Genomic DNA, 19465 nt, shown 5'->3' with positions numbered 1-19465 from the left:
GCCGCTGAACCGGCAGTATTTCTCACATTCCGAGTGGGCGCGTGGTCCGGCTGGGTTTCATCATCGCTTTATTGGCACTGATCGGGATCGGCCTCTCCGGCTTCGCGGCTTATCGTGTCCACGATCAGGAGCTGGCGATCGAGAATATCGCGCTGGCGCGGGGCGTGGATATTCATGCCAGCCTGGTCCAGGAGCGTCTGACGGAGCGCGAACTGCTCGCGCGGGTCGCCGCCGGTCTGTTCCGGTCTCCGACGGTGATGAAGGCGGACATGCTGAAGCCGCTCCGCGCCTCGATCTACGCTTTCAAAACCGATTTCGTGATGGCGGGCTGGATCGCGCGCCTGCAGCCGCGCGAAATTGCGGGTGCTGCCGCCGATCTCGCGACTGCCGGCTATCGCAACCCCACCATCCGCAATTTCGACGATACGCCGCTGGATGCGCAACTGCGCAGCCAGACGCTCGACGTGCTGATGGATCTCGAGCCGCGCAATTCCGTGACGGAAGGTTTCGCCGGCCGCGCGCTCAACAGTTCGCGGGTGATGGGGCCGACCATCGTTCGCGCGAATGAAGAAGGTCGTCCGGTCGCCTCCGATCCGACGCCGTTGCAACGGGAGAACGGCCCGCTCGGCGTGGTGTTGGTGACACCTGTGCTGCCCGAGGGCAGTTCGATTGCGGCGGGCTTCGTCTCGTTCTCCTATGAGCTTGGTTCGCTGATGCTGGCCAATGATGAGATGTCCCTGTTTTCGGTGGCGCTGAAGGACCCTCGTGTACCCGATGGTGAGATCGTCGCCGATGACGACGGCAATGTGCGTGCGCGCGCACTGATCGCGAATGGCCCCTCGCTGGCGATCTTGCGTACCGTTACTTTCGGTGGCCGAGACTGGTCGCTGGGCTACTATCCGAAGATGGATACCGATCTGCGCGCGCGCCGCACGGCGACATTCGTCGGCGGCCTCGGCCTCGCGCTCACCGCTGTTATTTGCGGCATGTTCGGCTACGTCTCTTATAGCAACATCAGGCTGCGCCGCGAGGTGGAGATGCGGATCGGCTTCGAGCGCCGGCTTACCGCTGTCATCGACGAACTCAATCATCGCGTGAAGAACATCCTGGCGGTGATCCAGTCCATCGTCACGCGTACGCTGCGCCATGGCTCTGATATGGACAGCGCGCGCGATCTCCTCATCGGCCGGATTCACGCGATGTCGCATGTGGTCTCGCTGCTCAGCGAGAGCCAGTGGCAGGGCGTGCCGCTGAAGGGCCTGTTCGAGGCGCGTGCCATTCCGCATGCGGATCGCATCGCGGTGCAGGGGCCGGATATCAGTATCAGCTCGCGCGCGGCACAAAGTCTGGCGCTGTTGTTTTTCGAACTCGCCTCCCATTCGGATGAAGGCCTGTCGCTCGTCGGCAAGCACCCGAACATCGTCGCGCATTGGGAGATCGTTGGCGGCGAGAAGGGCGATCAGTTTCACTTCCGATGGGAGGAGTTCAATACCAGCAAAGCGACACGCCGCGTCGATTCCGATTTCGGTGTCGTGTTGCTGGATCGTGTCGCGCCGGAGGCACTGGGCGGAACGGCGAAGCGCTATTTCACCGAAGTCTCCTATGTCTATGAACTCACTGCGCCGATGGAGACGGTGGTCGACATGACCGAGCGTGGCCGCACCGAAGCATTGGCGCGGCCCGTGCGGTGATTGCTCGCTCCAGAAGCGGGGAGAAGACAAAAAACGGCCGCCGAAGCGACCGCCTTTGAGTTGATCGGACTGCCTCCAGGTCTAGCCTCCGGAGCCGCCGATGACGGCACGGACCGTATCGTCCGGGCCGAAGTCCTCCGCGCCATCCACATAGAGCAGAGCGCTGAGTTTCGAGCGCGCGCGGTTGACGCGGCTCTTGATCGTGCCCACCGCGCAGCCGCAGATCGTGGCGGCGTCCTCGTAGGAGAAGCCTGAGGCGCCAACGAGGATAAGCGCCTCGCGCTGGTCCTGAGGAAGCTTGTCGAGTGCCGCGCGAAACTCCTCGAATTCCAGATGCGCGTTCTGCGCCGGTTGGGTCTTCAGTGTTTTGGCATAGCTGCCATCGGCATCTTCCACCTCGCGGCGCCGCTTGCGATAGTCGGAACGGAACAGGTTGCGCAGGATCGTGAACAACCATGCGGGCAGGTTGGAGCCAACCTGAAAACTGTCGATATTCGCCAGTGCGCGTAGCAGTGTCTCCTGCACGAGATCGTCGGCGCGATCGCCGTTACCCGAGAGTGAAATGGCGAAAGCGCGCAGGCTTGGGACCGACGCCAGGATGTCGTCGCGGAGAGAGTCTGTGAGAGGCATTATTCCCCTCCTTCGGTTTTGGCCGTACCGCCGCCGATCCGGGCTTCGCTCGCAAGCTGAGCCTGGGCCTCCGCCCCATCAAGTTTGCGGATCATATCGGCGAACCGGTCCGGGACACCTTGCCTCACGACATCGTCATACATCGCACGAAGCTGATGCCCGATCCGGGACTGGATTTCGGCGTTCAATCCGCCCTTAGGCTTCACATCTTTCATGACCCGTTCCACATTCCCCAGAAGATCTGGTCCCTGGTTTTTGAGAAATTTTCTTGATTTTTGAAGCCTTTGCGGCGTTTCTTGCTGTTCTAATGCGGAGCGCAGCCGAAAGTTCCGGCGACGTGGAACTTTTCGTAGGGGACAAGCGTAGTCTGTCATATCAGGCGCCGGGGCGCGCGTGCCGGTGCCTTCTGCCGTGACAGGGCAGGAACCGCGCAAAAGAACAGATTGGAGTGGGGATGTCCCGATCACAGCTCGTTGCTGAACATTTGCCGCTGTTGCGGCGCTACGCCCGTGCGCTCACGGGTAATCAGGCCTCGGGCGATGCTTATGTCGGCGCCATGCTGGAAGCGCTGCTACAGGATGCGTCGCTGCTCGATGAACGCCATGGTCCGCGTGCCGGCCTGTTTCGTTTGTTTACGCAGATCTGGAACTCGGTGTCGATGAACGATGCCGCCGAGGTGGTGCCGGTGCAGGCGTCGGAGAAGCGAATCTCCAACATCACGCCGCTGCCGCGCCAGGCCTTTCTGCTGTTGTCGCTCGAAGGTTTCTCGGAAGAGGAGGTTGCCTTCATTCTCGACGCCGATGTCGCCGAGGTGCGCGGGTTGGCCGACACCGCGGGCCGCGAAATGGCCGCGGAGATCGCCACCGACGTTCTCATTATCGAGGACGAGACCTTCATTGCGATGGATCTCGAGAGTCTCGTGAAGAATCTCGGCCACAATGTCATCGGCGTGGCCCGTACCCACGCGGATGCGATCGCGCTGGCGCAGAACAAAAAGCCGGGTCTGATTCTCGCCGACATCCAGCTCGCCGATGGTTCGTCGGGCCTCGATGCGGTGAACGAGCTGCTGCGCACCTTCCAGGTGCCGGTTGTGTTCATTACGGCCTATCCCGAGCGCTTCCTCACCGGCGAGCGCCCTGAGCCGGCCTTCCTGATCTCGAAGCCGTTCCAGCCTGCAATGGTGTCGGCGGTGGCGAGCCAGGCGCTGTTCTTCCAGCGCAACTCGAAGAACAGAAACGCCAAGGCGTCGTAAAAGCCGAAACAAAACACGAAAGGCCGGGGCGGTGCCCTGGCCTTTCATATGTCCAGAACCGTAGGGCGGATGAGCCGAAGACGGAATCCGCGAGCTCAACTCCGCCGTGGATGACGCGGAGTTTGTCATCGGGCGTTTCGCGCGACCGAGGGTTCATTCACCCTCTGCCCTCGCATCACGTCGGCTTATATCCCACCGCATCCATCACTTTCTGCCACTGCACCATGTCGCTATTCAGACGCTCGGTGAATTGCTTCGGCGTGGATGTCTCGACCTCGAGCCCAAGCTCGGCGAGCCGCTTCTTGATTTCCGGGAGCTCCAGTACTGGTCGCAATTCGTTGCCCCAGGCTTCGACGATATGCGGCGGCGTCCCCGCCGGGGCGAAGAAGGCGTACCAGCCGGACAGCTGAAGATTGGGAAAGCCGAGGCTTGCACCGGTCGGCAGGTCCGGCGCCGAGGCCGTCGGTCGCGCACCCGACGTCACCAGGATCTTCACCACGCCCTGGCGATGGTGATCGATGAAATCGGTGATCGATCCGCAGCCGCCGGTGATGTGACCGCCCTGCAGGTCCGACACCAGCGGCGCCGCGCCGCGATAGGCGACGGCCTCGAGCGGGCGGCCGAGCGCCTGGCCGATCATTAGCCCGAAGAAATGCGTGCTCGATCCCATCGCGGTGGAGCCGAACGACGCGCGTGTCGGATTCTTCTTCAGCCATTCCACATACTCCGCCAGCGTGCTGACGCCGATGGTGGGGGATACGCAATAGACGGTCTGTAGTGTGCCGGCCATGGTGATCGGCACCATGTCGGCCTGCGGATCGAACGGCACGGCAACCATCGAGAGTTTCTGCATCACAGTGGCGGAGGGCATGTAGCAGATCACGCTGCCATCGGTCGGGCTGGATTTAAGCGTTGCGCCGGCCACGGTGCCGGATGCGCCCACCTTGTTCTCGATGACGATATTGCGGCCGGTGCGCTGCCGCAGTGGCTCGGCGATCAATCGCGCCATCACGTCGGTGCCGCCGCCGGCGGGGAAGCCGACCAGGAGGCGAATGGGTTTGTCGGGTAATGTCGTTTGAGCGCGCAGCCCTTGCGGAGCGAAGAGTGCGGATGCACCGAGGATCAGAGACGTTCGACGCGTGATCGCCTTGTTCATCGTAGTCCTCCCTATTGTTTTTATTGATTGCCTCCTTCTGCACCGCAGCGAAGGCATGCCGTCGCAGTCTGTGCTGCGATCCACACGGTGTGAGGCTAGCGAGCGCGGGACAAGCGAACAAGCGCTGCCGCTGAGCGGATTTGCCGCGGGCGTCGTTCGTGCTGCGAAAAGCGCGTGGCGTTCCTGGAAGGCGTCAAGCTCGCTGCCCTGGTCCAGCTCGTAGTGCTGATCGCCGCGCGCGCCATTCCGTGTACCGGCTTGTTGCGGGCGGCTGGTCCGAAGTCCTATTGGCGGGGAAGGGCGATACGGAATTTGATCCGAACAAACAGCGCTTCGGAATAATGCCCAAAAGAATGCGAGGCAAAGCCGGCATCACCACGGCTACGCCCCGCGTCGCCGGTCTTTGGGGCAGGGGGACGACCGGCTGCCATAATGACTCCGGCGCGGGAAAAGCGTTCCGCGGAACGTCAAATATTTAAAGCACGGTTAAGTGAATGAATCCCATGAACCTGCGGGCTTGACCGACGTTCTAATACAACGACGCCACGCGCAGACGTGGGCAGGGTAGCGTTTCAGAGCGTTCATGCGAGGCTCACATGTCAAAGGTGTCCAGTCTTGTGGTGGGGTTGGTCAGCGGCGCGGCCATGTTCGGCGCCATTCAATACGCCTCCGGTAATGATCTCTCTGGCAGCAGTCTTCGCGGCACATTGACGGAACGCGATACCGCCATTCCATCCGCGTTTAATTCCATGGTGAATCGCACAGCGAAGGGCGATCGCGATAGCGTGCCGGCGAGTCTCGATCGAGGGCGGACGCTGTCGTTTCAGGTCTATGATTTGACGGGTACGTCGGTGTTGCTGCGTCTGGCCGATCCGGCTCCGAAGGTCGGTCTCGAAAAGGTTCAACCGGACAAGTCGGCCAGCACCAAGGCGGTCCCCGTCGATGGCAAGCCGCGCAAGGCGACGGTGGCCTGCGAGCCGCCGGTCAGCATGCTCACCGAGGTGGCTCGATCACTGCAGCCGGCCCGTTGCGTGACATAATTCTTGCGGCAGTGATTGCCGCTGGGCTGCCACACGGTTGCCGCAAGAGATTTCGGGAAATCAGTCGCCGGCAGCCTCATCGGGGCTGCCGTTTTCGTTGTCATCGCTCTCGGCGGAATTGGCGTTCCGGTTGGCCATATAGCCCACCGCGACGCCCACCAAGGCGAGCAATGGCACCAGCTTCTTCAAGCCGACCGTACGGGCGATCTGGATGCCGGTGGCGATCACCATGGGATCGATCAGAGGCGCGTTCGCGGCAGCGCGTGCTGCCGCGCGGGCCGCAGCTGCAGCCCGCTCGCGCGCGCGTTTTTGCCTTTGAGCATAGACCAGACCGAAAATGCCGGAGACAACCGCGAAAGTGCCGGCGACTGTCAGGCAGGCGGCGATGGCGCCATGATGCTGCAGCATTGCGATAAAAATCGCGGCGCAGGCAAAACACAGCGCAATGAAGCCGGCAAAGCCTGCGATCATGACCAGAGAGGTCATGCGCAGGCTGGCGCCGGTGCTGTGTTTAAGATCGTCGATATAACGCTGTAGCATCGCAAGCCCCGTCTTCGCCCTGTCATCATAAGAAAACCGGCGGTGCCTTGCGGCGCCGCCAGCCCGATGTTTCCCGATTGTCGCCGTTGCAGTTAACGGCGCCAGGCCATGCCGATCAGCACGCCAAGGCCCAGTGCGAGGCCGACGCTGGCCAGCGGACGCTGGGTGATTGCATCTTCCAGTGACTCTTCCATGGAGGAGGCGGCGTCGTAGGCGGCGTTTCCGCGCTCGCGCAGATCGTCATAGACGGCGCTCCCGCGATCTTGCAGATCAGACATCATATCGTCGGCGCGATCGCGGGCCTGCTTGACACCTCGGCGTGCCTGCTTGCTCGCTTGGCCCGTGAAAGCATTGAGGGCGTCGGTGATCTGTTCGGTAAGGGCGGTGACATCGTTTTTCACGGCGGCAAGATCCTTCTGCAGGCGGCTATAGGTGGTTTTGTCCGTCAGCTTCTTCAACTCGCTCAAGGCATCGTCGTCGGACATCCGAAGCTCCTCTCGGAAACAAGAACCGGAATTTGCAGCAAAAACGATCTGTCACGTCGTAAGTTCCATGGATCGCGCGAGTTTACTCTTGGGGCAACTGGGGCGCATTGAGCGGCATCAAATGCTCCTTCAGGATCAGGCCGACGATGAGGATCGGTGCCGCCAGGAAGCCGCCCATCGGCCCCCACAGCCAGGTCCAGAAGGCGAGGCCTACGAACACTGCCAGCGCGTTGAGTTGTAGTCGGCGGCCGATGATGGTGGGCGTGATGAAATGACCTTCCATGAATGTCAGGCCGACGAACAGAGCTGCTGCGATCAAGCCGGCGCCCAGCGTTGAGGCAGTGATGATGCCGACCACCACCAGGATGAAGAACATCACCACCGGTCCGATGATCGGGAAGAAATTCAGCGTCGCGGCCAGTGCGCCAAGTCCGGCAGGATTTGGCATGTCGGTGACGGCACAAATGATACCGGTGCCGATGCCGACGCCGAAATTGATCATGGTGACCATGAGCAGATAGTCGCCAAGTCTCGTTTCGATAGCGTTGAGAATGCGCAGCGTACGCAGCCGCCCCTCGTGATTGCTGAAGTTCATGATCGTCGCGCGGCGCAGATCCTTCCAGCTCGCGATGAAAAGAACCAGGGTAGCGAAGAACAGCAGAAATTCGGTGAAGGTCGGGGTCAGAAATTCGACGGTCGGCTGCATCCAGTCGATCTTCGGAAGCTTGAACTGGGCGGCGGAAAGTGTCTCGTTATCGCCGAACAGGCCCTGAAATTGATGCCACAGCGCCAAAGGCCGATCGAAGATTTGCATCTTCTCTCTCAGTCGCGCGCCGAGCTCCGGCATGCGATTGGTCCATTCAATCAACGGCGCCGAGATCAGGCCGATAATAAAGACTGCCGTGGCGCCGACACCGGCAACGATCAATACTGCCGACACAGCGCGCGGAATACGGCGCTTCTCGAGGAAGTTTGCTGCCGGAGAGAGCATCGTACCGACAATGAACGCGGTCGCGACCGGCAGGAAGAAAGCCTTGGCGACGTACAGCACCGTCATTACCGAGATTGCCAGCAAAGATACCAGCGCAAAGGCAATGACGTCTGTGCCGGGAACGACCGGAAGCTGCCCGATATCGCTTTTCAGATCTGGGACTTCGGTTGTCTGGTCGGGAGAAGAGCGGACCTTGCTCACGAATGTAACCACGGGACGCCACCTCCGCTGGCGGAGCCAAGGCAAGGCTTCGCGGGGATGGCGCTACAACAAGGCGCTATCGCGCAAGTTCCGTCGCGAAACCGTGATGGCGGCTTGATTGACAAATCGCCTTTTCAATGAACCCGCGGCGGAACCGGCGCGACTGACACGGTGTTATCCGCGCGTCATTCACACGGGGCAGTCCTATGTCACACGCATCTTCCCGCACGGTTGCGCTGCGCGGCGCGAGCGCGTTTGCGCTTGCTGCAGCACTGCTGGTCGCGCCCTCCTTTACCTCCGGTGCGTCGGCTCAGATGATGAGCTACGCGCCGACCGCGCAGGATGGCTTTCTCGAAGACAACATCATGGTCACGCCGGAGCAGCAGCGGGATGCCGCGGCTTATGTGATGCCCGAACGCCTGCGCCGTGCTGAGGTTTCCTATGTGAGCAATCAGGTACCGGGCACGATCGTGATCGATACCGGCAACACCCAACTCTACTACATCCTCGGCAACAACCGCGCGATCCGCTACGGCGTAGGGGTCGGCCGTGAGGGCTTCACCTGGGCGGGCACCGAAACGGTGACGCGCAAGGCGGAATGGCCGGATTGGCATCCGCCGGCAGAGATGATCCGTCGCCAGCCTTATCTGCCGCGCTTCATGGCGGGCGGACCCGGCAATCCGCTCGGTGCGCGTGCAATGTATCTCGGCTCCAGTGCCTATCGTATTCACGGCACCAACGACCCGACCACCATCGGCAAATTCGTTTCGTCGGGCTGTATCCGATTGACCAACGAAGACGTGCAGGACCTCTTCAGCCGCGTGAGCGTTGGCACCAAAGTTGTCGTGCTACCGAAATCCGGCACGTCGCGCCACGCATCGGCTTCGAACACGACGGCCTCGCGAACGGTCATTTCGGTGCGTCCGGCATCTGCACAGGGGGGCATGGGCCGCGAGGCCATGAATCTCTCGGCGTCGTCGTTGTACTGAGCAGAAAAATCCTTCTGTCGTGTGTGGGGATGCTCCATGACCCGGATATCATTCAGGCTGGCCTTGGGCACTGGTGTGGCGATATGGATGCTGGGCGCTGTGCCAGCCGTACAGGCTCAGGATTTCTTCGCGGCACTGTTTGGCGGAGCTTTTCATGCTCCTGCGCCGGACATCTCATTACCTTACGCGCATGAGGGGGCACCGGTTCGGATACGGCAGTCTCCACGCTCTGTCGCTGTTGAGCGTCAAGCCTATTGCGTACGGACCTGTGACGGTCGTTATTTCCCGATTACGGCGAGCGATAACCAAAGCCGTGCGGCGTCATGCAACAGTTTCTGTCCGGCGAGCGATACTAAAGTTGTTTACGGCAGCAGTATCGACTCTGCGACCACAGAGGGCGGCAAGTCGTATTCCGAACTGCCAAATGCGTTCAGGTATCGTACCGAGCTGGTTGCGGGGTGTACCTGTAATGGCAAGGATCAAATCGGTCTTGCTTCCGTCAAACTGGAGAACGATCCGACTCTGCGCAAAGGCGATATCGTCGCCAGCGCGGACGGGCTGATGGTCACCGGCCGCGGTGCAGACAAGAGCGGTGCATCGCTGAATATGTCGCCGGCATCGCGATCGGTGCGCGCCAAGTATGAGCGTGTACCGGTGGTGGCGCAAAATTGATGTTGGTTTGTAGTTGATCTGCATAGCCGAAGATGATCCGACCCTTCGCAAGGGCGACATCGTATCGGTGGACGGCGGCCTGATGGTCGCGAGCCCCGGTAAAAAGCGAAGCGGTGCGGCGCTGAACTTTACACCGGCGCCGAAGTCGCTACGTGCGCAGTTCGAGCGGCCGCCGGTGGTTGTATCCCGATAATGTGGGGCTTGGAGCCAGGCGATGGTCGGGTCAGACCCGGCCATCGCTGCGAGCTGCGGTCAGGCCATGGCCTTGGCTTCGCGGCGGCGCGCGGTGAGGATGTATTCGGTGTAGCCGTTCGGCTGCGTGCGGCCCTCGAAGATGAGATCGCAGGCAGCCTTGAATGCAACGCCATCGAATGACGGCGCCATGTTCTTGTAGACAGCGTCACCCTTGTTCTGCTCGTCGACCACCACCGCCATGCGCTTCAGCGACTCCATCACCTGATCCTTGGTGATCACGCCCTGATGCAGCCAGTTGGCGAGATGCTGGGCCGAGATGCGCAGGGTGGCACGATCTTCCATCAGGCCGACGCCATGGATGTCCGGCACTTTGGAACAGCCGACGCCCTGGTCGATCCAGCGCACGACATAGCCGAGGATGCCCTGGCAGTTGTTGTCGATCTCCTGCTTCACATCGTCCGGCGCCCAGTTCGACTGCGATACCGGGATGGAGAGGATGTCGCTGAGCTTGCCGCGCGCGCCGCCCTTGGCGAGTTCCTGCTGGCGGGCGATGACATTGACCTGATGATAGTGCAGCGCATGCAGCGTTGCCGCGGTGGGCGAGGGCACCCATGCGGTGGTGGCGCCGGCCTGCGGGTGGCCGATTTTCTGTGTCAGCATGTCAGCCATTTTGTCCGGCGCGGCCCACATGCCCTTGCCGATCTGCGCATGGCCGGGAAGACCGTCGAGCAGGCCGGTATCCACGTTCCACTCTTCATAGGCCTTGATCCACGGCGTCGCCTTCATGTCGTTCTTGCGGATCATTGGGCCTGCTTCCATCGACGTATGGATTTCGTCGCCGGTGCGGTCGAGGAAGCCGGTATTGATGAACATGATGCGCTGGGAGGCCTGCTGGATACAGGCCTTGAGGTTCACCGTGGTGCGGCGCTCCTCGTCCATGATGCCGATCTTCATGGTGTTTTCGGGCAGCGACAACATTTTCTCGACCCGGCCGAACACTTCGCAGGTGAGTGCGACTTCGTCCGGGCCGTGCATCTTCGGCTTCACGATGTAGATGGAGCCGGTGCGGCTGTTGCGCAGCTTGCCGGTGCCTTTGAGGTCGTGAATGCCGATCAGACCGGACACGGCGGCGTCGAGGAGACCTTCGGGGATTTCCTCGCCGCGGCTGTCGAGCACGGCATCGGTGAACATGTGGTGGCCGACATTGCGCATCAGCAGGAGGCTGCGGCCGTGTAGCGTGAGGTCCTTGCCTGACGGCGTCTTGTAAGTACGGTCGGCATTGAGCGCGCGGGTCAGCGTCTTGCCGCCCTTTTCGAAGTCGGCGGACAGCGTGCCGTTCATCAGGCCGAGGGTGTTGCGATAGACCAGAACCTTGTCGTCGGCATCGACGGTGGCGACGCTGTCTTCCATGTCAAGAATGGTGGAGACCGCGGCTTCCATCAGCATGTCGGACACGCCGGCAGGATCGTCCTTGCCGATCGGGCTGGTCCGGTCGATCTGCACTTCGACGTGCAGGCCATTGTTGACGAGCAGGATGGCATTCGGTGCGGCGTGATCGCCGAGATAGCCGGCGAGCTGGGATTCGTTCTTCAGCGCGGTGATGTTGCCGCTCTTGAGCTTGGCCGAGAGCTGCCCAGACACGATGCTGTAGCCGGTGACATCGGTGTGGCTGCCGGCGGCGAGCGGCACGGCCTGATCAAGGAAAGCCTTTGCTTTTGCGATCACCTTGTCGCCGCGGGCCTTGTTATAGCCCTTGCCGGATTCCGAGGGATCGTGCGGGATCGCATCGGTGCCGTAGAAGGCGTCGTAGAGGCTGCCCCAGCGCGCATTGGCAGCGTTGAGGGCGTAGCGGGCATTGGTCAGCGGCACAACGAGCTGCGGGCCGCAAATCTTGCCGATTTCTTCGTCGACATTGGCGGTCTCGACCGGCTTGGTCGCGGGCTCGGGGAGCAGATAGCCGATCTCTTTGAGGAACGCTGTATAGGCATTGAGGTCGAATGCCTTGCCCTTGTTGGCGCGGTGCCAGTCGTCGATCCTGGCCTGCAGCGTGTCGCGCACCTTCAGCAGTTCGCGGTTTTTCGGGCCGAGATCTTTGATGATGCCGGCTACGCCGGCCCAGAACGCATCGGGCGCGATCCCGGTCTTCGGGGTGGCCTCGTTGGCGATGAAGTCGTACAGGACGGGCGCGATCTGCAGACCGTGGGCGTCGATGCGTTTCATGATGCGTTTCTCTCGGAAAGGCGGCAATTAAGCTCTGATTTTGGGAAGTGCAGGCGAAAACTGCCGAAAGAGCGGCAGCCTTGGGACGTTTTAACGCCAAAGGAGGGGGGCGGGAAAGCCCCGGGATCAATGACCGGGAGCGTGGCCGTGATGTTCCGGCGAGAAACGCTCCAGAACCACCTTGATCAGAATGGTGAACAGTGCCACCGCGGTCAGCACCGTCGCGGCAGCAAAGGCGCCGGCGACATTGTAGTCCTGATACAAAAGTTCAATCTGCAGCGGCAAGGTCGTGGTCTGGCCGCGGACATTGCCGGAAACCACCGACACTGCACCGAATTCGCCCATCACCCGCGCGTTGCACAGGATCGCGCCATAGAGCACGGCCCAGCGGACATTGGGCAGTGTCACCTTGATGAAGGTCGCAAAGCCGGAGGCGCCAAGTGTTGCTGCGGCCTCTTCCTCGTCCGTGCCTTGCACCTGCATCAGCGGGATCAGTTCGCGCGCGACGAAAGGCGCGGTGACGAACATCGAGGCCAGCACGATGGCCGGCAGCGCGAACATGATCTTGATGCCGAGAATTTCGATGATCGGTCCGAACAGGCCGGTGGTGCCATAGACGAAGAGATAGGCCACGCCGGCGACGATGGGCGAGATGGAGTAGGGCAGCTCGATCAGCGCGATCAGCAACGTGCGGCCGGGGAATGTAAATTTCGTAACACACCATGCGGCGGCAAGACCGAACAGGATGTTCACGGGCACGGCGATCAATGCGGTGACGACGGTGAGCAGGATGGCGTGCTGGGTGCCGGGCTCGGTGAGATTGCGGAAGAAGACCTCGAAGCCTTGCGACAGCGCCGACGAGAAGATCAGGGCCAGCGGCGCGATCAGCACCAGCAGCGTCAGCACGAAGACGACGCCAAGCACGACACGGCGCGTGACAGGGCCGGCGCCGACGGGCGTCACCATCCATGCGCCATGGGGACGATCGTTCATCATGCTTCTCCCTTGCCGAGATAGCGCAGGTTCCACGCCTGCACGGCATTGGTGACGATCAGCATCGTGAACGCCATCGCCAGCATCACCACGGCAATCGCTGCGGCAGCCTCGTAATTGTACTCCTCGAGGCGAATGTAAGTGAGCAGCGCCACGATCTCGGTCTTCATCGGCTGGTTGCCGGCGATGAAGATGACCGCGCCGAATTCGCCGAGGCTGCGCGCGAAGGAGAGCGAGCAGCCGGCAAGAAAGGCCGGGAAGATAGCGGGAAAGATGACGCGCCACAGGATCTGGAAATCGCTGGCGCCGAGCGAACGGCCGGCTTCTTCGACATCCGTGCCAAGGTCTTCGATCACCGGCTGCACCGTGCGTACCACAAAGGGGATACTGGTGAAGGCCATGGCAATCGCAATGCCGAGCGGGGTATAGGCGACCTGAATGCCGAGGCTCTCGAGTGGTGCGCCGAACCAGCCATTCTTCGACAGCAGCGCGGTGAGTGCGAGGCCTGCGACCGCCGTCGGAAGCGCGAAGGGAACATCGACCAGCGCATCGAGAATGCGTTTGCCGGGAAACTGGTAGCGCGCCAGCACCCAGGCGAGCAGCAGGCCATAGATTGCGTTGAAGGCGGTGGCGGCAAGCGCCATGGTGACGGTCACGCGGATCGCGGACAATGTACGCGGTGACGACAGGATGCCCCAGAGCTGCACCAGGCCGACATCGGACGCCTTCAGGATCAGCGCGCAGAGCGGCAGCAGCACGATCACCCCGAGATAGAGCAGGGTGATGCCGAGCGAGAGCCGGAAGCCGGGGATGACGGTGCGTCGCAAGTGGATGAGAACCCGATTGTGAAAAGGCCCTGGAACGTTCTGGCGTTCCCGGGCCTCTCTTAAAGTATTCAGGTGAAAATGGAATAAGCCGAACCCAACTCAGTCCCTCATGGTGAGGGGGCGCCTCTTGGCGCCATCTCGAACCATGAGCTGGTCGGGCTCTGGAGCTCGCGGCCATCCTTCGAGACGCCGCTTCGCGGCTCCTCAGGATGAGGGCGGAGTGTGAGGCTTGCGTCTCACTTCCCGCCGAACAAGGTGTCCAGCTTGGCGCCCGCGTTCAGGTGTTCGGCATTGACCTTGTCCCAGCCGCCGAATTCATCCTCGATGCGATACAGCTTCACATCCGGGAACTTGTCCTTGTTCTTCGCCATCACGTCCTTGTCGACGACGCGGTTGTAGCCCTTGACCTCGATGGCCTGGCCTTCCGGCGAATACAGGAATTCGAGATAGGCTGTCGCGAGCGCCTTGGTGCCGTGCTTCTCTGCATATTTATCGACAACGGTGACCGGGAATTCGGCGAGTACGCTGGTCGGTGGCACCACCGATTCAAATTTATCCTTGCCGCCGGCATCCTTGCCCGCGAGATCGCGGATCGACGCCGTTTCGGCCTCGAAGGTGATCAGCACGTCGCCGGTGCCGCGCTCGACGAAAGTCGTCGTGGCCGCGCGACCGCCGGTGTCGAACACCGGGACGTTGGCAAAGAGCTTCTTAATGAACTCATCGGCCTTATCGGCACCGTACTTGTTCTTCGCGAAAGCATAGGCGGCGAGATAGGTGTAGCGCGCATTGCCGGAGGTCTTCGGATTCGGGAAGATCACTTGCACGCCGGGCTTCACGAGATCGTCCCAGTCCTTGATCCCCTTCGGATTGCCGGCGCGCACCAGGAAAGCGGGCAGCGAGTAATAAGGCGAGGAATTGTTAGGCAGCCGCGATGCCCAGTCTTGCGGGATCAGCTTGCCGCGATCGTAGAGCACCTGCACGTCGGTGACCTGGTTAAAGGTGACGACGTCGGCCTCGAGGCCTTCGAGGATCGAGCGGGCCTGCCGCGACGAGCCGTTGTGCGACTGATTGATCGTGATGTCCTGGCCGGTCTTGGCCTTCCACTGCTTGATGAAGGCGGCGTTGATCTCGGCATAGAGTTCGCGCGCGATGTCGTAGGAGACGTTGAGCAGCGTGGTCGGCGTCTGCGCCTGGGCCGGTGTGGTGGCGCCGATGGCGAGAAGGCCGAGGCCGGCTGTGAAGGTGGTCAAAAGGCGGTTCACGAAAAGTCCCCTGCGTTGAGCGGATCGGTCATGGATAGCTGCGGCATTTTGCCCTTCGAGCGGTCCGAAATTTGCTCCGCCGCGACCGTGCCCCGTTTGCGTTTTCCTGCAACGGGGGGAGCGGCGGCGCGGTTGAGGAGAAGAACCGTCTCTGGCGCGTGGTGTTCGAAGATAAAAAGTTCTATAATTAGAACGGCTCGAAGAAGAAATAATCTTCTCTTTACGCCGCGCAATCGAGAGATATATAGAAAATAATTTCAGTCAACCCCGAAGTTTCGGGGCAGCGGAGTGCGTATGCGCTATCTGCCTGTCTTTCTCGACTTGCAGGCCGGACCGATCCTCCTGATCGGCGCCGGGGAGTTCGTGCGCGCCAAGCTGCGGTTGTTGCTGGCGGCCAATGCGCGGGTCCGCTGGTATGCGATCGACGGCGATCGCGATCTCGCCGGGCTCGATGCCGTGGCCGTCGATGCGATCGAATTCGCCGAGGGCAATCCGCTCGCAGCCGATCTCTCGGGGGTCATCGCGGTCATGTGCGCGGGCGCGGGCGATCTCGGCCCGATGATGGCGCTGCGTGCGAAGGCGGTCGGGCTGCCCGTCAATGTGATGGATGACCTCGCCAATTCCACTTTCATCTTCCCGGCCATCGTCGATCGCGGCGATGTCGTCGTTGCTGTCGGCACCGGCGGCACGTCGCCGGTGGTGGCGCGGCGCGTGCGCGAAATGATCGAGAGCGTGCTGCCGGCGCGGATCGGCGATCTCGCAACATTCATCGGGCGCTGGCGCAAGACGATCAATGAGCGGATCACGGAGGCGCCGCTGCGCCGCCGGTTCTGGGAGCGCATCGTCGACGGCGAGATCGGCGCGAAAGTACTTGCCGGCCGCCGCCCCGATGCCGACCGGGCGCTGGGCGCGATCGATGATCTCCCGGCTTTTGCCGGTGCGTTGCATGAAGGGCGCGCAGAAGGTCATGTCACGCTGGTCGGTGCAGGCCCCGGCGATCCCGATCTGCTCACCGTCAAGGCGCTGCGCGCGCTGCAGGATGCCGATATCGTATTCTACGACGAGCTGGTGTCGCCGGAAATTCTTGACCGTATCCGCCGCGATGCCTCGCGCGTGCCGGTCGGTCGCCGCATCGGCAAGCCTGGCATCGGGCAGGATGCTACGAACCAGTTGCTCGTCGAGGCCGCGCGCGCCGGCCAGCGCGCCGTACGCCTCAAGGGCGGCGATCCCTTCATCTTCGGTCGCGGCGGCGAGGAGATCGAACATTTGCGCGAGGCCGGTGTGGCCTATTCCGTCATCCCCGGCATCACGGCGGGTCTTGGCGCCGCTGCGATGTTCGAAGCTCCGTTGACCTATCGAGGTGAGGCGTTGCGCATCACCTTCCTCACGGCGCATAAGGAACGAGATGCCGGTGCAGTCGATTGGTCCGTCCTTACGGACGCGAAAATGACCATCGTCGTCTATATGGGCATGACCGCCGCGCCTGCGATCCGTGAAGGTCTCATGGCGGCAGGCCGCTCGCCGCAAACGCCGGTCGGCGTGTTCGCGCGGGTGACCCGGCCCGACGCCCAGGCGGCGGTCGGTACGCTCGACGATCTTCCGGCACTGGTCGGGCAGATCGATAGCGGCCCGGCGATCCTCATCATCGGCGATGTCGTGGCGCATTCCGCGCCCTGGCGTGCCGCTCACGTCAAAAAGTTTGTCTCCAGCATTTTGGTAGCTGCCGAATGACCTCTCCACTGCAACAGAAAATCAAGATCACCGGCCCATCGGTGGTGACTGCCAATCGAACCTGGGATGGCGTTGTGATCTATCGCGACACCAGCAAAGGCTGGACGCCTGATCTTGCTCTGGCGGCCATCGTGCGCACCGCCGATGATGCACGTGCGTTGCTCGCCGAGTCCGCGGCCGATGATCTCGGTGCCATCGGCGCCTATATCGCCCCGGTGATCGTCAAGGCAGACGGCGCCGTCGAGCCCGGCAATCTGCGCGAGCGCATTCGCCGCAAGGGCGTCACCATCGATCTGCCGGTTCCGGCCTGAAGGTTTTCGACATGTATGCTTATGATGAAATCGATCGTACGCTCGTCAACGAGCGGGTCGCCGAATTCCGCGATCAGGTGAAGCGCCGTCTGTCCGGTGAACTGACCGAAGACGAATTCAAGATGCTGCGGTTGATGAACGGCGTGTATCTTCAGCTGCACGCCTATATGCTCCGCGTCGCCATTCCCTATGGCACGCTGTCGTCGCCGCAGATGCGCAAGCTTGCGCATGTGGCGCGGCGCTATGACCGCGGCTATGGTCACTTCACTACGCGGCAGAACATCCAGTTCAACTGGATCAAGCTCGCCGATCTGCCCGATGCGCTGGAAGAACTCGCGTCGGTCGGCATCCATGCGATGCAGACGTCGGGCAATTGTGTGCGCAACGTCACCACCGATCAATGGGCGGGTGTGGCGCCGGGCGAGGTCGAGGATCCCCGCATCTGGGCCGAGACGCTGCGGCAATACTCGACCATGCATCCGGAATTCACCTATCTTCCGCGCAAGTTCAAAATCGCCATCACAGCGGCGGATCATGATCGCGCAGCGATCAGGGTGCATGACATCGGCTTGCGTATCCATCGCAATGAGGCCGGCGAGACCGGGTTCGAAGTGCTGGTCGGTGGCGGACTCGGCCGTACGCCGTTCATCGGCAAGGTGATCAAGCCGTTCGTGGCAGGCCGCGACATCCTCAGCTATGTCGAGGCGATCCTGCGCGTCTACAATCAGTATGGCCGCCGCGACAATATCTACAAGGCGCGCATCAAGATCCTCGTGCATGAACTCGGCATCGAGAAGTTTTCTGCGGAGGTCGAAGAGGAATGGCAGGCGATGCGCCATAGCGCGCTGGAGCTCGACGACGAAGTGGTTGCCGATATCCGCTCGCGCTTCAGCTATCCGGATTACGAGAAACTCCCGGATGCGCCTGACGAATTGCTGGCGGCTTCAGCCGATCCGCATTTCGAGCGCTGGCTGAAGAACTCCGTCGCGCCGCACCAGCGGCCCGGCTATGCCATCGTCACGCTTTCCCTGAAGCCCGTGGGCGCCCCCCCTGGCGACGCCACCGCGGATCAGCTCGACGCCGTCGCCGATCTTGCGGAAAAATATTCCTTCGGCGAAATCCGCGTCGGCCATGAGCAGAACCTTGCGCTGCCGAATGTCGCCAAGCGCGATTTGCCGGCATTGTGGCGACAGCTCGACAAGCTCGGCCTGGCGACTCCGAATGTGAACCTGATCACCGATATCATCGCGTGTCCCGGCCTCGACTATTGCTCGCTTGCCAATGCGCGCGCGATCCCGATCGCGCAGGAACTCACGCGCCGTTTCGCCAATCACGACATTGCGGAAATGATCGGCCGGCTGCACATCAATATCTCCGGCTGCATCAATGCGTGCGGCCATCACCATGTCGGCCACATCGGCATTCTCGGCGTGGAGAAAAACAACGAGGAATTCTACCAGATCACCATCGGCGGCCGCGCGGATGAGGGGGCGGTGGTCGGCACGTTGATCGGACCGGCGGTGCCCTACGATGATGTGGCGAACGTCATCGAGGACATCGTCGAAGCCTATCTGGCGCTGCGAGCCCGGCCGGATGAATTGTTCTATCAGACCGTCGAACGTCTCGGCGTCGAGCCGTTCAAGGAGCGTGTTTATGCCACTCGTTAAGAAAGGCGCCATCGTTGCCGACAGCTTCGTCCACGTGGCCGATGACAGCGCGCTTCCGGTGGAGGGTGCAGCGCTGATTCCGGCGACGCGGTTTCTCGAAGATCCGGGCGGGCTGGCCGCGCGCAACGCGCCGACCGGCGTCATCTGGCCGAACAATCGCGATCTCGACGAACTCGTGCCTTACCTTGAGAAGCTTGCTGTCGTCGCGCTGGTGTTTCCAACCTTTCGCGATGGGCGTGCCTATAGCCAGGCACGGCTCCTGCGCGAGCGTTACGGCTACAAGGGCGAGTTGCGGGCCATCGGCCAGGTATTGCGCGACCAGTTCGTGCTGATGCTGCGTGCCGGCTTCGATGCGTTCGAAGTGAAGAAGGAGGCCGATGCTGAAGCCTTTGCAGCGACAGTGAAGCGTTACACGGTGTTCTATCAACCGACCGGCGATGGCCGCGTCACGGCGCTGCACCGGCGCATGCAGGCGCGTCACGCGGCGAATGTTCAGTAATCGTCATTGCAGGGAGACCTTGCGACGAAGCGATCCGGGTCTTCCGTCGAGCGACGTCCGGATTGCTTCGCCGCTCCGCTACTTGCAGTGACGGATCGGCAGATTGCCGCATT

General features: G+C 61.8%; 19 protein-coding genes. 9 read left to right on the top strand and 10 right to left on the bottom strand.

Annotated features, from left to right (window positions below):
• Nucleotides 1-41 precede the first annotated feature (41 nt).
• Nucleotides 42-1691, top strand: a complete 1650-nt coding sequence (locus tag E0H22_RS21435) for a CHASE domain-containing protein (RefSeq protein ID WP_233022988.1) — start codon at nt 42-44, stop codon at nt 1689-1691.
• Between the two features lie 81 nt (nt 1692-1772).
• On the opposite strand, the gene E0H22_RS21430 is transcribed toward E0H22_RS21435, so the two are convergent.
• The gene (locus tag E0H22_RS21430) at nt 1773-2321 is read right to left on the bottom strand and encodes a sigma-70 family RNA polymerase sigma factor (protein ID WP_233022987.1); all 549 of its coding nucleotides are present in this window, start codon (nt 2319-2321) and stop codon (nt 1773-1775) included.
• Nucleotides 2321-2536 (bottom strand): NepR family anti-sigma factor, encoded by a 216-nt coding sequence (locus tag E0H22_RS21425; RefSeq protein ID WP_233022986.1) that lies wholly within the window; start codon nt 2534-2536, stop codon nt 2321-2323. Before E0H22_RS21425 ends, E0H22_RS21430 begins: the two co-directional genes overlap by 1 nt.
• Before the next feature lie 239 nt (nt 2537-2775).
• Between E0H22_RS21425 and E0H22_RS21420 the strand changes: the two genes are divergently transcribed.
• Nucleotides 2776-3573 (top strand): response regulator, encoded by a 798-nt coding sequence (locus E0H22_RS21420; protein ID WP_233022985.1) that lies wholly within the window; start codon nt 2776-2778, stop codon nt 3571-3573.
• Between the two features lie 175 nt (nt 3574-3748).
• On the opposite strand, the gene E0H22_RS21415 is transcribed toward E0H22_RS21420, so the two are convergent.
• A complete protein-coding gene (locus E0H22_RS21415; protein WP_233022984.1) occupies nt 3749-4729 on the bottom strand; it encodes a Bug family tripartite tricarboxylate transporter substrate binding protein in 981 nt (326 codons plus the stop codon).
• Nucleotides 4730-5325: 596 nt separating this feature from the next.
• On the opposite strand from E0H22_RS21415, the gene E0H22_RS21410 reads away from it, so the two are divergent.
• The gene (locus tag E0H22_RS21410) at nt 5326-5769 is read left to right on the top strand and encodes a hypothetical protein (RefSeq protein ID WP_233022983.1); all 444 of its coding nucleotides are present in this window, start codon (nt 5326-5328) and stop codon (nt 5767-5769) included.
• Nucleotides 5770-5829: 60 nt separating this feature from the next.
• Here the strand turns inward: E0H22_RS21410 and E0H22_RS21405 are convergent, their stop codons facing one another.
• From E0H22_RS21405 to E0H22_RS21395, 3 genes are all read right to left on the bottom strand, one after another.
• Entirely contained in the window at nt 5830-6309 is a 480-nt protein-coding gene (locus E0H22_RS21405; protein ID WP_233022982.1) for a hypothetical protein, read from the bottom strand.
• A gap of 92 nt (nt 6310-6401) precedes the next feature.
• Nucleotides 6402-6794, bottom strand: a complete 393-nt coding sequence (locus E0H22_RS21400; protein WP_233022981.1) for an ElaB/YgaM/YqjD family protein — start codon at nt 6792-6794, stop codon at nt 6402-6404.
• A gap of 82 nt (nt 6795-6876) precedes the next feature.
• Nucleotides 6877-7938 carry an AI-2E family transporter gene (locus tag E0H22_RS21395; RefSeq protein ID WP_233026471.1) on the bottom strand — a complete coding sequence of 354 codons (1062 nt, stop codon included), beginning with the start codon at nt 7936-7938 and terminating at the stop codon, nt 6877-6879.
• Between the two features lie 254 nt (nt 7939-8192).
• Between E0H22_RS21395 and E0H22_RS21390 the strand changes: the two genes are divergently transcribed.
• A complete protein-coding gene (locus tag E0H22_RS21390) occupies nt 8193-8975 on the top strand; it encodes a L,D-transpeptidase (RefSeq protein ID WP_233022980.1) in 783 nt (260 codons plus the stop codon).
• A 36-nt stretch (nt 8976-9011) separates the two neighbouring features.
• The gene (locus tag E0H22_RS21385; RefSeq protein ID WP_233022979.1) at nt 9012-9647 is read left to right on the top strand and encodes a DUF2865 domain-containing protein; all 636 of its coding nucleotides are present in this window, start codon (nt 9012-9014) and stop codon (nt 9645-9647) included.
• Nucleotides 9648-9899: 252 nt separating this feature from the next.
• Here E0H22_RS21385 and E0H22_RS21380 read toward each other — a convergent pair whose 3' ends face one another.
• From E0H22_RS21380 to cysP, 4 genes are all read right to left on the bottom strand, one after another.
• On the bottom strand, nt 9900-12062 hold the full coding sequence (locus tag E0H22_RS21380) for a malate synthase G (RefSeq protein WP_233022978.1): 2163 nt from the start codon (nt 12060-12062) through the stop codon (nt 9900-9902).
• A gap of 126 nt (nt 12063-12188) precedes the next feature.
• Nucleotides 12189-13055, bottom strand: a complete 867-nt coding sequence (gene cysW / locus E0H22_RS21375) for a sulfate ABC transporter permease subunit CysW (RefSeq protein WP_430715177.1) — start codon at nt 13053-13055, stop codon at nt 12189-12191.
• Entirely contained in the window at nt 13055-13882 is an 828-nt protein-coding gene (gene cysT, locus E0H22_RS21370) for a sulfate ABC transporter permease subunit CysT (protein WP_233022976.1), read from the bottom strand. Before cysT ends, cysW begins: the two co-directional genes overlap by 1 nt.
• Nucleotides 13883-14118: 236 nt before the next feature.
• Nucleotides 14119-15132, bottom strand: a complete 1014-nt coding sequence (cysP, locus tag E0H22_RS21365; RefSeq protein ID WP_233026469.1) for a thiosulfate ABC transporter substrate-binding protein CysP — start codon at nt 15130-15132, stop codon at nt 14119-14121.
• A gap of 306 nt (nt 15133-15438) precedes the next feature.
• Here cysP and cysG point away from each other — a divergent pair, with 306 nt between their 5' ends.
• From cysG to E0H22_RS21345, 4 genes are read left to right on the top strand one after another with little or no spacing between them, the layout of a single operon-like run.
• Nucleotides 15439-16875: a siroheme synthase CysG gene (cysG, locus tag E0H22_RS21360; RefSeq protein ID WP_233022975.1), complete on the top strand. Its 1437-nt coding sequence runs from the start codon at nt 15439-15441 to the stop codon at nt 16873-16875.
• Nucleotides 16872-17186, top strand: coding sequence for a DUF2849 domain-containing protein (locus E0H22_RS21355; RefSeq protein WP_233022974.1), 315 nt, complete (start codon nt 16872-16874; stop codon nt 17184-17186). Before cysG ends, E0H22_RS21355 begins: the two co-directional genes overlap by 4 nt.
• Before the next feature lie 11 nt (nt 17187-17197).
• Nucleotides 17198-18853: a nitrite/sulfite reductase gene (locus E0H22_RS21350; RefSeq protein WP_233022973.1), complete on the top strand. Its 1656-nt coding sequence runs from the start codon at nt 17198-17200 to the stop codon at nt 18851-18853.
• Nucleotides 18840-19352, top strand: a complete 513-nt coding sequence (locus tag E0H22_RS21345) for a DUF934 domain-containing protein (RefSeq protein ID WP_233022972.1) — start codon at nt 18840-18842, stop codon at nt 19350-19352. Before E0H22_RS21350 ends, E0H22_RS21345 begins: the two co-directional genes overlap by 14 nt.
• Nucleotides 19353-19465: the final 113 nt, after the last annotated feature.

The organism is Rhodopseudomonas boonkerdii (genome assembly GCF_021184025.1).
Lineage (GTDB): Bacteria > Pseudomonadota > Alphaproteobacteria > Rhizobiales > Xanthobacteraceae > Tardiphaga > Tardiphaga boonkerdii.
Note: the sequence above shows the minus strand (reverse complement) of the source record. Positions and strands in the feature narration are given on the sequence as shown.

Bases quoted from the DNA above. Each gene is read 5' to 3' on its own strand.
- E0H22_RS21385 (WP_233022979.1), top strand. From the start codon at position 9,012: ATGACCCGGATATCATTCAGGCTGGCCTTGGGCACTGGTGTGGCGATA.
- E0H22_RS21345 (WP_233022972.1), top strand. From the start codon at position 18,840: ATGCCACTCGTTAAGAAAGGCGCCATCGTTGCCGACAGCTTCGTCCAC.
- E0H22_RS21405 (WP_233022982.1), bottom strand. From the start codon at position 6,309: ATGCTACAGCGTTATATCGACGATCTTAAACACAGCACCGGCGCCAGC.
- E0H22_RS21380 (WP_233022978.1), bottom strand. From the start codon at position 12,062: ATGAAACGCATCGACGCCCACGGTCTGCAGATCGCGCCCGTCCTGTAC.
- E0H22_RS21430 (WP_233022987.1), bottom strand. From the start codon at position 2,321: ATGCCTCTCACAGACTCTCTCCGCGACGACATCCTGGCGTCGGTCCCA.
- cysW (WP_430715177.1), bottom strand. From the start codon at position 13,055: ATGAACGATCGTCCCCATGGCGCATGGATGGTGACGCCCGTCGGCGCC.
- E0H22_RS21415 (WP_233022984.1), bottom strand. From the start codon at position 4,729: ATGAACAAGGCGATCACGCGTCGAACGTCTCTGATCCTCGGTGCATCC.
- E0H22_RS21355 (WP_233022974.1), top strand. From the start codon at position 16,872: ATGACCTCTCCACTGCAACAGAAAATCAAGATCACCGGCCCATCGGTG.
- E0H22_RS21350 (WP_233022973.1), top strand. From the start codon at position 17,198: ATGTATGCTTATGATGAAATCGATCGTACGCTCGTCAACGAGCGGGTC.
- E0H22_RS21420 (WP_233022985.1), top strand. From the start codon at position 2,776: ATGTCCCGATCACAGCTCGTTGCTGAACATTTGCCGCTGTTGCGGCGC.
- E0H22_RS21400 (WP_233022981.1), bottom strand. From the start codon at position 6,794: ATGTCCGACGACGATGCCTTGAGCGAGTTGAAGAAGCTGACGGACAAA.
- E0H22_RS21390 (WP_233022980.1), top strand. From the start codon at position 8,193: ATGTCACACGCATCTTCCCGCACGGTTGCGCTGCGCGGCGCGAGCGCG.
- cysG (WP_233022975.1), top strand. From the start codon at position 15,439: ATGCGCTATCTGCCTGTCTTTCTCGACTTGCAGGCCGGACCGATCCTC.
- E0H22_RS21410 (WP_233022983.1), top strand. From the start codon at position 5,326: ATGTCAAAGGTGTCCAGTCTTGTGGTGGGGTTGGTCAGCGGCGCGGCC.
- E0H22_RS21425 (WP_233022986.1), bottom strand. From the start codon at position 2,536: ATGAAAGATGTGAAGCCTAAGGGCGGATTGAACGCCGAAATCCAGTCC.